The following is a 14,081-nucleotide window of genomic DNA, read 5'->3' on the forward strand; positions in this document are numbered from 1 at the left end:
AAATTTAAGGGATTGCGGCTTCAGATGAAGTCGTGATCCCTTTTTTTTATACCTCCTTTTAATCTTTGAGCATTGCGACGGTTGTCATAGTTCTAAAGCCCACATGGTCAGAGGCAGAGTCTATGCTGGTACTCATTCGTGCAGATATTCTATAACTGGCGCAATACGACTCGTGACACAAAAACGAACCGCCTTTAATGACGTGTTCCTTTTGATAAGGGTTATTGGGAGAGTGTGCAGTTTCGGCGCCTGTAGGATTAATGAGTGGTTTAGAGCTGTCAATTTGCTTGTAATAGCTTTCATTATACCAATCTTGAGTCAATTCCCAAACATTTCCGAGCATATCGTAAATTCCGATACTATTCGGCGGGAAAGATTTTACGGGTGACACTAATTTAAACCCATCCACACTTTGGTTTTCTACAGGAAAAGTTCCTTGCCAAGTGTTTGCTGAGGCGTTTAATTGCTCCGGATCACTACCCCACGTATAAATACTGTTGTCATTTGTGCCTTGTGCTGCGGATTCCCATTCAGCCTCTGTAGGTAATCGTCTATTGGCCCATTCACAATACGCGAGTGCGTCATCATAGGCAATATGCACCACAGGAAAATTATCCTTGCCTTCAATTGTGCTTCCCGGACCCATTGGATGTTTCCAGTTGGCCCCAATTTTCCAGGTCCACCATTGTTGATAGTTGTGCATATTAGCCACAGCATTTACATCTTTATTAAATATTAAACTCCCCGGTTGTAAGATGCTATCCGCCGGTTTTGGAGTGCCTTCCGGAAGATCATTTTTCATGACCTCCCAATCAATGGGACGTTCAGCAATGGTGACATAGCCTGTGGCGTCTATAAATTTTTTAAACTGTGCGTTCGTGACTTCTGTAACGTCTATAAAAAATCCATCTACGGTCACTTCATGTGCTGGTTGCTCTCTGGGCATTACGTAAGCATCGCCTGGTTTTGCACCTTGAGTAAACGTTTTGCCCTCTACCCAAACCATGCCCTCTGGAGTTTGAATGTCATAGGGTTTTTCTTTTAATAATACGTGAGAAGGAGTAGTTTTGGCGACGTCTTCTGATTTAGGGGATGGATTTTTACAGCTGACAAAAATCAGCGAAGTGAGGGTGAAAAATAAGGTGTGTTTTAGAAGGGCGTAGCGCATAGCAGGGATTTGGTAAATTTAGAAGGCTAAATTTACTCAAATAATAATCAATTTTACGTGCTTGTAATAACTAGCCTAATGAAGTAGAAAAGTCTGGGTGTCGTTATAAAACAAATGTTTTAAAGAGATGTTCCAATTCTGCCTCGGGATCCATACATAAACCAGAGTGCGTTTTTGAACTTTGAATAATGGTGCTCCTACAGGCCGCTAACCATCTGAATCGGTCCGAGACTTCAAATTGACCAATAGCACCACTATCTTCAGCACCTTCACATATATTTTGCCACGCTGCTAAATGGTCTTTTAGCATTTGCAGATCTATCTCGTCGGAAAAAGCTTCCAACTTTTTTTTGTCAATTTTAAATTTAACCCCTAAATAATTTTTGCGTTTGGAAAATAGCAACACCCCGACGTTAAAGAATTCTTCCCGTTCAACTTTAGGAACCACCCTAATGATGGCATATTCATAAGTAACTTTATCTTGCATCTTGAGCTTCTTTTGCTAATACTTCAATCATAGAGAGCTTAGTGGTTAAAAAACGCTTGTAAGCAATTCTGATAGCGTCAGGAGACATTGTGTCCACGTCGCTTAGCAACCAATCTTCCGGAATGCTTTCAATAATGGAATTGATGATGGCGTCGTCCAAGGTCAACTCAATACTTTTAGCCGCCGCAGGTAATTGCGTGGCTTGGGCTAATAACACATGATCTTTGATTAATGGGAAGGTCCTGATCAAATGGTTTTCCCAGGTGGGCCAATTGTGGTGAAAGTAAAAACTAGCACCATTATCAATGATCCACAATTCCTTATTCCAAAAAAGTAAGTTCGGATTTTTTGGGGTGCGGTCGATGTTGCTGATCAGACTGTCCAATAATACCACTTTGGAGGCAATAAGGCCGTCAATTTTTGTGACCAACGGATCGATGGTTATCGCTCCTGAAAGAAAGTGCAGTCCCAGATTAAGACCCACACTAAATTTTAATAAATCCTGAATTTCTTCATCCGGTTCCGTTTTGCTAAAGGAATCGTCCAGATTCATAAACACCACTTCCGGAACTTTTAAGCCTATGGCACGTGCCAATTCGCCACCGATAAATTCGGCAATTAATGCTTTTTTGCCTTGTCCGGCACCTCTAAATTTTAAGACATATAAAAAGCCATCGTTGGCTTTCACAATGGCGGGCATGGAGCCGCCTTCACGCAATGGCGTCACATATTGCACAACATCTACGGTGCGAATATCAAGTGCATTCATAAGGACGAAGGTACTAAAAAAGGAAATTGCTCAGGCACCGAAAGGGACAATATTAAGATCAGTAGTTTTTCCGTGCCCAAAGCAATCATCTTATAGGGGTCTTAGCAACAGCCCGTATAAGGTTCGCAAGATGAGCCTGTTGAAAGTTCAGAAAAATTCAATTTAGGTTTGTCGGCTGTGGAGCCTTGTTTTTCCGCATAAACCGTAATGCTAAAAATACCGGTAGCTGCAGTATTAAAGGTGTTGACCTCTGCTTCAGAAAGATATTTAATTAAGATATCATCTGGAATGGTGATAGGTTTTTCCTTTTGGATGGTGACGTTTTGAAACCCCTGATCTGTAATCATTTGCAGGTACTCTGATTTTTGAATCGCGCCAGCTACACAACCTGCATACATTTCAGCATCATTTTTTAAGGCCTCAGGAAGATCTCCGACCAAAACGATATCTGAAATACTAAAGTGTCCTCCTGGTTTTAGAACGCGGTATATTTCTTTAATTACCTGTTCCTTGTCCGGCACAAGGTTCAAGACGCAATTACTAACAATAACGTCAGCAACCGCATCATTCACGGGCATCGCGTCAATATCACCTTCTCTGAATTCCACATTATTGTAGCCCAGTTTTTCAGCGTTGTTTCGCGCTTTTTCAATCATAATGGGCGTAAAATCGATACCAATCACTTTCCCTTCTACACCTGTTTCATGACGTGCTACAAAGCAATCATTTCCGGCGCCTGAACCTAAGTCGATCACGGTGTCTCCTTTTTTTATTTTTGCAAATTGTGTTGGAAGTCCGCATCCCAATCCCAAGTCTGCAGCTTCATTATAGCCTTGGGTTTCAGAATAATCATCCATCATGATGTTATAAATTTTATTGGACGGCGTTGTAGCTCCACAACAGGATGCTGCATTTTCAGCCTTACCTTGCTCCGCAATTTTAGCGTAACGTTGTTTGACGATGTCTTTTAATTCCTGTGATTTATTCATTTTAATATGTTTTTTAAGGATTAAGCAATCTTTTTAATTAACAGCATTCGGTGCTAATCGCAACGTCTTGATTTAAGAACTCCAACAATAGTTGTTTCATTTTACTCCAATTGTTATGATCTATACAATAACACACACGGGTGCCTTCAATAGTTCCTTTAATCAATCCCAAATGCTTTAGTTCCTTTAAATGTTGGCTAATAGTAGGTTGTGCTAACCCAATTTCGTTCACCAAATCTCCACAAACACAGGTGTCAATTTTGAACAAATGTTGTAAAATCGCCACTCTGGCGGGGTGACCAAAAACTTTGGCGAATACCGAAATTTCGTTCTGTTGGTCTGTAAAGATTTCGGTTTTAGAAAGTCCCATAAGTTGTTTGATTGCTTCATTGCAATATTACGATGAATATGAAAAACAGCAAAATTATCTTGGGATTATTTTTTTGTACGCTTGCATTATATGTGAAGACTTTTCGAATTCCAAATGAACCGATTTTATTAGCGTACTTAAGAATCTTTCTTGTAAAACCGAGGTTTGACCTTCTTTTTGGAGAGAATGGACGTTTTGGTTTGTCGGCGATATCGTCTTTTTATAGTGATTAATTTTAGCCGAAAGTCATCAAAGAATAGGCTGATGATCAGTATGAAAGCCCCTAGTAAAAGCGTATTCATTTTCAAATTAAACGAGGTATACAGCAATCCTCCAATAATACCACCCATAAAAAAGAAGCAAATGATGAAAAGGCGGAGTTTAATATTAGCCTTTAAATGTTTTCTGTTGGGATGGGATTTGGGAAAGAAAAGTTGTGATAATTCGATGCCTAAATCGGTGAACAAGCCGGTTAAATGCGTTGTTCTTACAACAGCATCGGAGATTTTTGTAACGAGCGAATTCTGTAATCCCATTGCGAATAACAATAAACATACGGTGAGGTGCGGGGTGACGGTGTGATTGAAATTGCTAAACACAGCAATCCCAATAAGTATGGCGGATTCCAAGAGAGTTGGCAGTACAAAAACGTTCAATTTCCTATTTTCTTTATAGTTCTCTATCAGCACACTTGAAACAAAGGATCCAAAAAGGAATGCAAAAATATAGAGAAAATAGATGGTGCCCTGCCACCATTTAAAGTCGGCAACATCTCTAATAAATAACGCAAAGTGGCCAGTAACATGTGTGGTCAATTCTTGGTAGGCCAGAAATCCTGTGACATTTACAATGCCCGCAACGAAGGACAGGATGGTAGCAATGCGCAAATTGTGTTTTAGGGTCCTGCTTTTTCCTTGATGTTTGAACATGTTATAATGTGATTAAGAATCAGCTGATAACTTAAGTTTTTATTTTCGATTAAATGTTGTAATCTCCAGTTTTATATTTGTTTTTATGAGGTCAGATTATAGAACGGAATGTTTCATTTTAAAGGCCAAAGCGACGTAGTTATTTTGATTAAACTCAAAAGTATCGATAACCTCCCAACCTAATTTTTGAGTATGTGCGCGTTCAGAAACAACATTTACGGCATTTATAAACGTAATGGATAGGGGATAATTTTTTGAGAATTCAATGCGCATCACCTCAAAAAGTCTTTGCAACAGACCTGTTCCCCGATAAGATTCTTCAATACAAATGGGACCGTATTGAAAACTATTATAGGTTGTAATAGTTTTGGCTCTAAAGTTCAGTTGAGGGAAACGAGAGATCATCACATTAAAGATTTCCCACTGTTTAAAGTAGGTCCAACTCCCAGCAAAAGCGTAGCCAATAATGACTTTCTTTTCATTCTCAGCTATAAGAAGACCATTTTGTTTGAGAATGTCCTCAATTTGATTGGAAGTGAAAGGGGTGGTGACAAATCCTTTTTGCCGCTGCACTTCATTCAAATTTCTGAATAAATAGCGCTCCTGTAAAGCAAGTACGCCTGGAATATCCTTGTCGGTTCCACTTCTGGTAGTGATCATTGGCGAATGCGTTTAGGAAGTCATAAAGAATTTATTGAAAGTATTTAGCACCCCTAATTTAATACTTTTTTGATCAGTGTAGATTGCAGTTCTGAATGTAAAATCTGGTGGTGACTAGTCGGGCTTTATTTGAAGGTGTATCATCCTTTTTCCGACCAAAAGCTTTTCTCCAATAGGTTTGAATCCGAGTTTCAAATACAGGCGTTTTGCGTTGGGATTATCGGCATCTACTAAAAGTCCCACAGTTTGTTTCTGTTGGTGCACATAGGTGTCTATAACGTATTGAAGCAGTTTGGTTCCAATCCCTTGGCCTTGATGTTCAGGACTGACCCCAAAGGAATCGATATAATATTCGCCAGCCTGTGTTTCATCTTCAGGATTAAATGGTTGTTTAAGTTCCGTTTTAATATAATTTGCAATGGGAGCTCGTAGCTGTTCCAGATGGGCCCCATCATAAATATTGAGCGCTGCGATCACCTGGAGGTCTTCTTCCGCTACAAAACAGTTTTGATAAGAATATTGGTTGTTTATATTTTGAACAAAATGCAACAAAAATGCTTGAGCACTTTTAGGATTATGTTCTCCGATAAATTCAAAGAGTATATCCTCCATGGCCAATTGTAAATAGTTGGTTATGGCGCTAGCGTCTGATGCTACGGCTTTTCTGATGATCATAACTGATAGTATTTCTTCCTTATTTTGGCAAAATAGGTCTTAGAGGCTGTTGATTCTTTTCAGGATAGAGTGCTTTTTTATCTTCTAATTCCTTTGACAACAAAGCCATCATCATCTTGAGTTGTTCGGGGTGGGTATTGGCAACATTTGTGGTTTCAAAGGGATCACTATTTAAATTGAAAAGTTCATATTTGGGAGTGCCATCCGATTGATAATGATATATGATTTTCCAATCAGAATTTACCAAGCTTGTAAAATAGCTGCTGCGATGCTCATGCGGAAAATGATTTAGAAACATCTCATCGCGTTCCAAATTTTGGCTGCCCGTAAGTTGTTGATGAAGTTGAAAGCCATCTATAGGGTGATTTTCAGGAGTTTTAGCGCCACTGAGTCTAATTAGGGTGGGGAAGATATCTAGAATAGAACCAAGTTGCGTTTGCACTGCATTCTGGTTGATAGGCAACGATTGTTGTGCCAATTGATGCTGGTCTGGGGAGACCCAAGAGGCAATAAAGGGTACGCGCATACCACCTTCCCAATGGTTGCCTTTCTTTCCTTTTAATGGAGAAGCGCTGCTATAATTGTCAATGATTTGCAATGGCGCGTCAGAACCATTATCTCCCAAAAATAAAATTAAAGTGTTATTGCCTAAACCTAAATTTTTAACATGTTGCACAATATCACCTAATGATTTGTCTATACCTTCCACTAAGGTAGCGTAAGCTTGAGCGTTTTCGGATTTTCCTGAGTGACTATAGTGCTCTTTGAATCGGGCGTCAGAATAAAATGGTGCATGTACAGCATAATGCCACATATTCAGATAAAATGGTTTACCTGCTTCTTTTGCCTGAGAAATGGCCTTATTGGCTTCTAAGGTTAAAGCTTCAGTTAAGAATACATCTTTACCGTGATAGTTTTCCAAACCGGGTACTGCCCGGTGTTTATCTCCTCCTGTAAGGCCGTAAGCCTCCGTGCCCAAATAACTTCCAGGTTGGCCAATGGCGCTGCCACCAATATTAACATCAAATCCGATGTTGGAAGGATCTTCACCATCACTGTTTAAAGGACCAAAATGTGCTTTGCCAACATGTATGGTGGTATAGCCTTGAGCCTGTAATAAACGTGGGAAGGTAACTGATGATTTATCGAGCCCTTTCCAATTCCAGCCGGGCGGCCCTAGAGGTGTCTTATTATTACTTTCTGGATGTACCCAGTTAGTGACGCCATGTCGTGCAGAATTTTGTCCCGTGAGTATTGAAGTTCGGGAAGGTGAGCACACGGAATGCGCATAAAAATTAGTGAAGCGCATGCCCTGTGCTGCCAATTTTTCCATATGCGGCGTTCGGTAATACTCATTTAATGGATATTTTATTAATGAACCATCAGAATCCGTCAAAAATGGAACGGATGAGTCCATTATTCCCATATCGTCCACTAAAAAGACAATGATGTTGGGCGGTTTATGGTCAATTGTCTGAGCACCTACACTACTTATATTAGCGATAATAAGAAATGCTGAAATTAAAATTTTAAGTGTATTTTTAAATTTTGATAATGTATCTAAAGATTTTAATGTCATAATGAATTGAATATAGTTTTAAGCCTAGGACCTACTTAAATAACAATTATAAAAATAGCCAATTTAAGGAAAGCGACTGTTCATACTGCATTTAAATACTTACGCCCTTTAAAGGTAATGAAGATTAATAATTTTTTGCGCCGTGGCATTTCCTACATGTACTGCGCCATCCATATAACCTGGGAATTTAGACGCTACTTCAGCACTGGATATGAATAGACGCTCATCGTAATAGGGTGGTCTAAAGATCTCATGACCATTGTGTTGATGGGGAAGCAGAGGCGGGTCTGAAGTTTCAAAAGTATGCACTTCGTTACTCCAAATACATTCCTTATAATCCAAAAATTGAGCTGCTTGAGTTCCAAAAACGGCTTTTAATTGCGCCACAATTTGCGATTTCCGATCCTCAACACTTAAATTTTTATAGGCTGGATTGATGAATCCACAAAGCGCAAACTCAGATACATCCTGATTGCAATGGTCATAAAACTCCGTGATAGGCCCAGCATTACTGAATAATGCTCCAGCAAAGTCTTGGTGTCGCCAAAAGGGTTTGGGGTAGGTGAGTGCTACTTTTATCGCATCTTCCATCCAAGTATGGGTTTCCTCAGCGATGCAGGTAAGTGGCTTGGGTAGGGGCGGACTAAAAATTATTTTTTTAGACCATAATTTGGGCGGCAATGCTAATACGACTCGGCTGGCCGTAAAAACCTCAGCAGCTTGAACTTTGAGGGTGTTGTTTTGATAACTAATGTTTGTTACTTCCTGATTGCACAAGACGTCCGCAGGATCCAATTTTTGGGATAAAATAGTTATCAAGTGCGACGTGCCACCAGAAATTCTGTAGCTTGGAGGCTGACTTGGCAGTTGTATTTCTTGCGCAGGAGCGTTGGCTAGAGGTTGATAAAAAACCGTGCCTTGCATGTATTGCTCGTAATAGTTCAGATCTAATTCCTTTAGTAAGACCATGAGGTTAGTGTGGGAATCACCAAACCAAGTGGCACCCATTTCAACCGGCGTGTTTTGCGCGCTTTCCACAGTGTGTATTCGGCCCCCAATACGCGCTCGCGCTTCCAATACTTTAAACGGTATTCCCGCAGATTTTAAGCGGTATGCGGTTAAAAGTCCTGAAAGTCCTGCTCCAATTATGATGATCATCTTCTTATGAAAAAGGAAGCTTCACTGTAAAAACAATGGCACTTCTGTAGGTTAATAAACTATTAAATTATAAAGAATCAAAGGTAATCTGTCTGTTAGAAATAGTCTGAATTATTCCATCATGTTTTATTTTTTAGTTGATATGAACGTTATTATCTTAATGATTATAAGGTTTCATTATGTTCACAAGATGTATTAATTTCACAAGTTAAAGTAATTGTTTTATATGAAACGCCAAAAGAACAATCGTTGGATCATCATTTACGGAATAATCGTTGCCTTGTTGGTAACGCTTCATTATGTCATAGATTTAGCTTTTTTTGACCGATGGGAGGCCTATGTGCCGATAGTGAAAAAATTGAGTTTGAGCCTGTTCCTAATCGCTTTAATATTTTTAATTAGCCGCATCATTGCTAAATTTGTGAGTAATCATGATTATCTCGAAGGCGACCGCTATAACCTGCTACGGATTATCAGGTTTCTTTCTATTGTCTTCAGTTTAATTGTAGTCACCTCATTTGTGTTTCAAAACTTACTCGCGGCAGCGGTGAGTTTTGGTTTGATTTCTTTGGTAATAGGTTTCGCGTTACAGGCACCCATTGCCTCATTTATTGCTTGGATTTATTTGATCTTGAGACGTTCGTATTTGGTAGGCGATCGGATTCAAATAAAGGATTTTAGGGGTGATGTCGTTGAAATTAGTTATTTAGACACCTCCATTTTAGAGTGTAGTGGCGATTATTTGGGCAATGATAGGATGAGCGGCCGCGTGATCCGATTTCCGAACAGTATGATTTTGAGGGAAGAAGTGATTAATTATTCAGGGCCTCAAATTCCTTTTATATGGAATGAAACCGCCATACAGGTTGCTTATACTTCTAATTTACATTATTTGGAAACCTGTCTGTTGAAAGCCGCAAAAGAAGACTTCAACAAGCGTTATCCTCAAATTGCAGAACATAATTATGAGCATTGGCATCCTGCCGTATATTTCAGAAACAATCAATATGCCTGGATGGAAGCTGTGATTTCATATCCTGTAGAACCAAAAGATACTACAGAAAGGCGCAATCGGATTTTAAGATTGGCATTGCCTATGCTCAATGCAGACCCTGAGAAAGTGCAGTTTCCTGAAGGTGTCAGACGTTAGCTTTACAAAGTACAAGAGTAGCCATTTAACTATTTAAAGTTTTTCTCCAATTTCCAGAATGAAATTTCAGGTGGACCATTTAAGAAGTTCCTAGAATCGGCAATGAATTGTTGCAAATGATCTGTCTGCATATGTTCCGTCTGGTAATAGTTTGCATCGTCCCATTCTTCATACAGGAGAATGTTTGCAGAGTCTTTTGCATTGACATGAAGTCTTATAGAGATAAAATGGGGTTCGTTTTTTACACGTTCGACTAATTTGGTTAACTCGTTATAAGTCTGAGCTTCCTTATTTGGCTGTGATTTATAGGATACTAAAACGACCATATGATCTTCGTTTCCCGAATCTGTCGGCTTAGTGTTTGCATTGCATCCCATGAGCAAAACAACAGAGCTTAGGAGCATTAATTTAACGGATAATACGAATCGTGCCTTCATAAAAATCAAATTTAATAGAGACCTATTAAATTTAGTGATTTCTTTGATGCTCTAAGTGTTAAAATCTTAAGTGAAAGTTGATTATTTTATGAGTTAGATCGTTCGATAGAATTTTAGATTATTAAATGCGAAAACTTTCCTTATAAATAATATAACGGTTGCTCAATTACTCCTTCAAGAACATCACAAGAGGCTTTATAAATTGATCAAACACTTCAATATGCGGTAAATGTCCCACGTCTTTTAATTCCACTAATTGAGAGCCAGATATGCTTTTTTGCGTTTCTTTTCCTAATTTATCATAGAGCCCCATGGTTTTACTAACGTCATCAGTTACTAATGGTTTTCCCAGTGCTGTTCTGTCTCGCGTGCCAATAATTAATAAAGTTGGTGTTGTGATGTTTTTAAATTCATAAAAAACAGGTTGCGTAAATATCATATCATAGGTGAGCGCAGCGTTCCAAGCGATGGTTTTATAATCAGAATTTAAGGTCCATCCGGCCAATAAATTGACCCATTGGTCATATTCAGACTTCCATTTATTGTCATAATAGTTGACGAGTTGATATTTTTTAATGCCTTCATAACTTGATTTTAGTTCATTTTCATACCACCATTCCACAGGTTTGTACGGCACCTTTAGTTTCCAGTCTTCCAATCCTATAGGGTTTTCTAAGATGAGTTTTTCAGTGGTGTTAGGATACATTAAGGCAAACCGTGTTGCTAACATACCGCCCATTGAATGTCCTAATACGGCCGTTTTAGAAATGTTTAAAGTATCCAAAAGCATTTTAGTGTTTTGAGCAAGTTGCTGAAATGTATAGTGAAAATGGTCTGGTTTTGAAGACTTACCAAATCCTATTTGATCTGGCGCGATAACACGAAATCCTTCTTTAGCTAATGCTTCAATAGTTGTTTTCCAATAGGCACCGTTAAAGTTTTTACCGTGTAAAAGCACAATATTTTTTCCATTATAATGTTCTGGTTTGACGTCCATATACGCCATTATTAATTCTTGATTTTGATTCTTCAAATTTAAAGTTGACACTTTATAGGGGTATTGGTAATTCGCCAATTCAAGATCAAGCCATTGTAAATTACCATCTTGAGCAATTGAGTTGCAAACGGTAAATAAAACTGTTAGTATAGTGAAAATGTTTTTCATGATGTTGTATCGAGATTAATTATAGTTTCTTTGTCCATCCATGCGAACTTTAAAGCTATTTAATGCGTAAAATAGTTTCCATTTTACGTCTTTTTGCTAATTCGTCCACTAATTTATCTAAGTATCGCACTTGTTGGGTTAACGGCGTTTCAATAGCTTCTATCCGATATCCACAAATGACGCCCTTAATGAGGTGCGCATTCGGATGTAGGGTTGCTTGTTGAAAAAAGCTCTTAAACGTTGCTTTTTCCTCAATAAACTGCTGCAGCTTCAATTCATTAAAACCAGTTAGCCAGGAAATTACTTCGTGTAACTCTTCTTTGGTGCCACCTTTCTTTTCAACTTTTGCCACATATTGAGAATATACAGAAGCAAAGGTCATTTTCGCTATGCGCTCGTCATGTTCAGGTGTGGTGGTCATAATTTTGGAGTTGGCTGTTCAAACTTAAAAAGTAAATCTGTTTTTTAGGAATCAGACCTAAACAAAGATAACTTTTTAGACGTTTTTGAAGAATTATTTGGATGTTTTGGTAAAAAATCGCCCTGTTATCGAAGTCTAAACCTTACTTTTTAGAGTTATAGTTCTGGAAAATAACTTTAATCTTCTAATTAGGAGTTGCTATTTATAAAAGCATAATCTTACAATGCATATCTTTGCAGCATGCATTCAAAAATTCTTTTTATTACCCCTCCATTTACGCAGTTAAACACTGCTTATCCGGCATCTGCTTATCTCAAAGGGTTTTTGGAAGAACATCAGATTGCAGTGGCACAGTGCGATTTAAGTATTGAGCTGTTTACCTCCATTTTTACCAGCGATTTTTTGCGTGTCATTTTTGCAGAAGCAAAGGCATTAAAGAATTTACATTATCCCGAGGTGAGTAAGATGAAAACCTTGTACATCTCTAGAGTTGATGTGGTCATTGGTTTTCTACAGAAAGAGAATCTTCAAGCCGCACATCAAATTTTGGAGACTGGGTTTTTGCCAATAGGTCATCGGTTAAAAAAGGTTAATACAGACATAGTTTGGGCAGAGGGCGACTTGGGAATTATTGATAAAGCCAAGCATTATGCCACACTTTTTGTTGAAGAAATAGGCGATTTTATTCAAGCAAATGTCGATGAGTTTTTTGCGTTCACAAAATATGCAGAACAAATTGCAACTTCGGCCAGTAGTTTTGATCAACTCGATGATTTTTTGAGTTACCAGCCCACGATCATAGAAGAACGTATGTTGGATATTTTAGTGCAACGTATTGAAGAACAGGAACCTCATTTGGTGTGTTTCACCATTCCGTTTCCGGGAAATCTTTTTGCAGCCTTGCGCTGTTCGCAATTTGTAAAACAACTCTTTCCTGACCTTTCGGTAGCCTTTGGAGGTGGCTATTGCAATACTGAATTGCGTTCACTTAAAGATCCAAGAATTTTCGAATTTGTCGATTTTATTTCTTTGGATGATGGCGAAGGTCCTTTGTTGAACATCGTACGCTATTTGGAAGGCAAGGTAGGGCTAGATCAATTGGAACGGACCTATGTGTTGGAAGCGGATCAAGTTGTATATAAAAACAAACTGCCAAATACCATTTACCATCACAGAAATCTCCCGGCGCCCAATTATTCTGGTTTGCCATATGATAAATTTGTGTCCTTCTTGGATGTGGTCAACCCCATGCATAGGATGTGGACCGATGCCCGCTGGAATAAGATGACCATTTCTCATGGCTGTTATTGGAAACAGTGTTCGTTTTGCGATGTGAATCTCGATTATATCAGCAATTACCAAAACACTACGGCAGTAGATTTGGTCAATAAAATTGAGAAAATAATGGCAGATACGGGCATTACAGGTTTTCATTTTGTTGACGAAGCCGCGCCTCCAAAAATGCTCAGAGCTTTGTCTAACGAATTAATTGCAAGAAATCTAACTATAACCTGGTGGACCAACATTCGGTTTGAAAAAACATTTGATGCAGCTCTGTGTCAGTTGATGGCAACATCGGGATGTATTGCGGTAACTGGCGGATTAGAGGTGGCTTCTGATCGCTTGTTAGGGAAAATGAAAAAAGGGGTGGATATTGCCCAAGTGACTAGGGTGACTCACAATTTTTCAGAAGCGAAAATTATGGTGCATGCCTATTTAATGTATGGATTTCCAACTCAAAACGAGCAAGAAACTATTGACTCCTTAGAAGTGGTGAAGCAGCTTTTTGAAAAGAACTGCATTCAATCCGCTTATTGGCATCAATTCACCACCACCATTCACAGTCCGATAGGGCAGAATCCGGAAGATTTCGGAATTGAGATTACCGGTCCAGAATTTGAAGGATTTGCTCAAAATGATTTATACCATATCGATCCTTCAGGCGCTGATCATCCAAAATATACGACAGGTTTAAATACCGCTTTGCATAATTATTTAAATAACGCAGGGTATGATAAAGAGTTGCAGTATTGGTTCGATTTTCCAGTTCCAGCTCCCACCCATCCCAGGAATTTAATTGAAAGTTTTTTAGTTCCTAAACCGATACTTAGCGAATGATGCTTT

Annotated in this window: 15 protein-coding genes; 2 read left to right on the plus strand and 13 right to left on the minus strand. The window is 38.8% G+C overall.

Annotated elements, in window-relative coordinates; genetic code table 11:
- Nucleotides 1-58: 58 nt before the first annotated feature.
- The 10 genes from ES711_RS11590 to ES711_RS11635 all read right to left on the minus strand — a co-directional run bounded on the left by ES711_RS11590 (nt 59) and on the right by ES711_RS11635 (nt 8,784).
- A complete protein-coding gene (locus tag ES711_RS11590) occupies nt 59-1,168 on the minus strand; it encodes a formylglycine-generating enzyme family protein (RefSeq protein ID WP_146893474.1) in 1,110 nt (369 codons plus the stop codon).
- 103 nt (nt 1,169-1,271) lie between these two features.
- A complete protein-coding gene (locus tag ES711_RS11595) occupies nt 1,272-1,655 on the minus strand; it encodes a DUF3037 domain-containing protein (RefSeq protein WP_146893475.1) in 384 nt (127 codons plus the stop codon).
- Nucleotides 1,645-2,424, minus strand: a complete 780-nt coding sequence (locus ES711_RS11600; protein ID WP_146893476.1) for a HipA family kinase — start codon at nt 2,422-2,424, stop codon at nt 1,645-1,647. The genes ES711_RS11595 and ES711_RS11600 overlap by 11 nt, the downstream gene beginning before the upstream one ends.
- Nucleotides 2,425-2,525: 101 nt before the next feature.
- Nucleotides 2,526-3,413 carry an arsenite methyltransferase gene (locus tag ES711_RS11605; RefSeq protein ID WP_146893477.1) on the minus strand — a complete coding sequence of 296 codons (888 nt, stop codon included), beginning with the start codon at nt 3,411-3,413 and terminating at the stop codon, nt 2,526-2,528.
- A gap of 37 nt (nt 3,414-3,450) precedes the next feature.
- On the minus strand, nt 3,451-3,783 hold the full coding sequence (locus ES711_RS11610) for an ArsR/SmtB family transcription factor (RefSeq protein WP_146893478.1): 333 nt from the start codon (nt 3,781-3,783) through the stop codon (nt 3,451-3,453).
- A gap of 137 nt (nt 3,784-3,920) precedes the next feature.
- Nucleotides 3,921-4,712: a YoaK family protein gene (locus tag ES711_RS11615; protein WP_146893479.1), complete on the minus strand. Its 792-nt coding sequence runs from the start codon at nt 4,710-4,712 to the stop codon at nt 3,921-3,923.
- Between the two features lie 96 nt (nt 4,713-4,808).
- Nucleotides 4,809-5,372, minus strand: a complete 564-nt coding sequence (locus tag ES711_RS11620; protein WP_146893480.1) for a GNAT family acetyltransferase — start codon at nt 5,370-5,372, stop codon at nt 4,809-4,811.
- Between the two features lie 114 nt (nt 5,373-5,486).
- A complete protein-coding gene (locus ES711_RS11625) occupies nt 5,487-6,047 on the minus strand; it encodes a GNAT family N-acetyltransferase (protein WP_146893481.1) in 561 nt (186 codons plus the stop codon).
- Between the two features lie 19 nt (nt 6,048-6,066).
- Nucleotides 6,067-7,626: a sulfatase gene (locus tag ES711_RS11630; RefSeq protein WP_146893482.1), complete on the minus strand. Its 1,560-nt coding sequence runs from the start codon at nt 7,624-7,626 to the stop codon at nt 6,067-6,069.
- A gap of 108 nt (nt 7,627-7,734) precedes the next feature.
- Nucleotides 7,735-8,784 (minus strand): flavin monoamine oxidase family protein, encoded by a 1,050-nt coding sequence (locus ES711_RS11635; RefSeq protein WP_146893483.1) that lies wholly within the window; start codon nt 8,782-8,784, stop codon nt 7,735-7,737.
- Nucleotides 8,785-9,010: 226 nt separating this feature from the next.
- Here ES711_RS11635 and ES711_RS11640 point away from each other — a divergent pair, with 226 nt between their 5' ends.
- Entirely contained in the window at nt 9,011-9,934 is a 924-nt protein-coding gene (locus ES711_RS11640) for a mechanosensitive ion channel family protein (protein ID WP_146893484.1), read from the plus strand.
- 29 nt (nt 9,935-9,963) lie between these two features.
- On the opposite strand, the gene ES711_RS11645 is transcribed toward ES711_RS11640, so the two are convergent.
- The 3 genes from ES711_RS11645 to ES711_RS11655 form a co-directional block, all read right to left on the minus strand.
- Complete coding sequence (locus tag ES711_RS11645; RefSeq protein WP_146893485.1) at nt 9,964-10,371, minus strand: putative quinol monooxygenase; 408 nt, start codon at nt 10,369-10,371, stop codon at nt 9,964-9,966.
- 166 nt (nt 10,372-10,537) lie between these two features.
- A complete protein-coding gene (locus ES711_RS11650; RefSeq protein ID WP_146893486.1) occupies nt 10,538-11,536 on the minus strand; it encodes an alpha/beta fold hydrolase in 999 nt (332 codons plus the stop codon).
- A 55-nt stretch (nt 11,537-11,591) separates the two neighbouring features.
- Nucleotides 11,592-11,957 carry a DUF2200 domain-containing protein gene (locus ES711_RS11655; protein WP_146893487.1) on the minus strand — a complete coding sequence of 122 codons (366 nt, stop codon included), beginning with the start codon at nt 11,955-11,957 and terminating at the stop codon, nt 11,592-11,594.
- 240 nt (nt 11,958-12,197) lie between these two features.
- On the opposite strand from ES711_RS11655, the gene ES711_RS11660 reads away from it, so the two are divergent.
- Nucleotides 12,198-14,075, plus strand: a complete 1,878-nt coding sequence (locus ES711_RS11660; protein ID WP_146893488.1) for a B12-binding domain-containing radical SAM protein — start codon at nt 12,198-12,200, stop codon at nt 14,073-14,075.
- Nucleotides 14,076-14,081: the final 6 nt, after the last annotated feature.

The sequence above is a fragment of the Gelidibacter salicanalis genome (assembly GCF_007997285.1).
Taxonomy (GTDB): Bacteria; Bacteroidota; Bacteroidia; order Flavobacteriales; family Flavobacteriaceae; genus Gelidibacter; species Gelidibacter salicanalis.

Bases quoted from the DNA above. Each gene is read 5' to 3' on its own strand.
- ES711_RS11590 (WP_146893474.1), bottom strand. From the start codon at position 1,168: ATGCGCTACGCCCTTCTAAAACACACCTTATTTTTCACCCTCACTTCG.
- ES711_RS11595 (WP_146893475.1), bottom strand. From the start codon at position 1,655: ATGCAAGATAAAGTTACTTATGAATATGCCATCATTAGGGTGGTTCCT.
- ES711_RS11600 (WP_146893476.1), bottom strand. From the start codon at position 2,424: ATGAATGCACTTGATATTCGCACCGTAGATGTTGTGCAATATGTGACG.
- ES711_RS11605 (WP_146893477.1), bottom strand. From the start codon at position 3,413: ATGAATAAATCACAGGAATTAAAAGACATCGTCAAACAACGTTACGCT.
- ES711_RS11610 (WP_146893478.1), bottom strand. From the start codon at position 3,783: ATGGGACTTTCTAAAACCGAAATCTTTACAGACCAACAGAACGAAATT.
- ES711_RS11615 (WP_146893479.1), bottom strand. From the start codon at position 4,712: ATGTTCAAACATCAAGGAAAAAGCAGGACCCTAAAACACAATTTGCGC.
- ES711_RS11620 (WP_146893480.1), bottom strand. From the start codon at position 5,372: ATGATCACTACCAGAAGTGGAACCGACAAGGATATTCCAGGCGTACTT.
- ES711_RS11625 (WP_146893481.1), bottom strand. From the start codon at position 6,047: ATGATCATCAGAAAAGCCGTAGCATCAGACGCTAGCGCCATAACCAAC.
- ES711_RS11630 (WP_146893482.1), bottom strand. From the start codon at position 7,626: ATGACATTAAAATCTTTAGATACATTATCAAAATTTAAAAATACACTT.
- ES711_RS11635 (WP_146893483.1), bottom strand. From the start codon at position 8,784: ATGATCATCATAATTGGAGCAGGACTTTCAGGACTTTTAACCGCATAC.
- ES711_RS11640 (WP_146893484.1), top strand. From the start codon at position 9,011: ATGAAACGCCAAAAGAACAATCGTTGGATCATCATTTACGGAATAATC.
- ES711_RS11645 (WP_146893485.1), bottom strand. From the start codon at position 10,371: ATGAAGGCACGATTCGTATTATCCGTTAAATTAATGCTCCTAAGCTCT.
- ES711_RS11650 (WP_146893486.1), bottom strand. From the start codon at position 11,536: ATGAAAAACATTTTCACTATACTAACAGTTTTATTTACCGTTTGCAAC.
- ES711_RS11655 (WP_146893487.1), bottom strand. From the start codon at position 11,957: ATGACCACCACACCTGAACATGACGAGCGCATAGCGAAAATGACCTTT.
- ES711_RS11660 (WP_146893488.1), top strand. From the start codon at position 12,198: ATGCATTCAAAAATTCTTTTTATTACCCCTCCATTTACGCAGTTAAAC.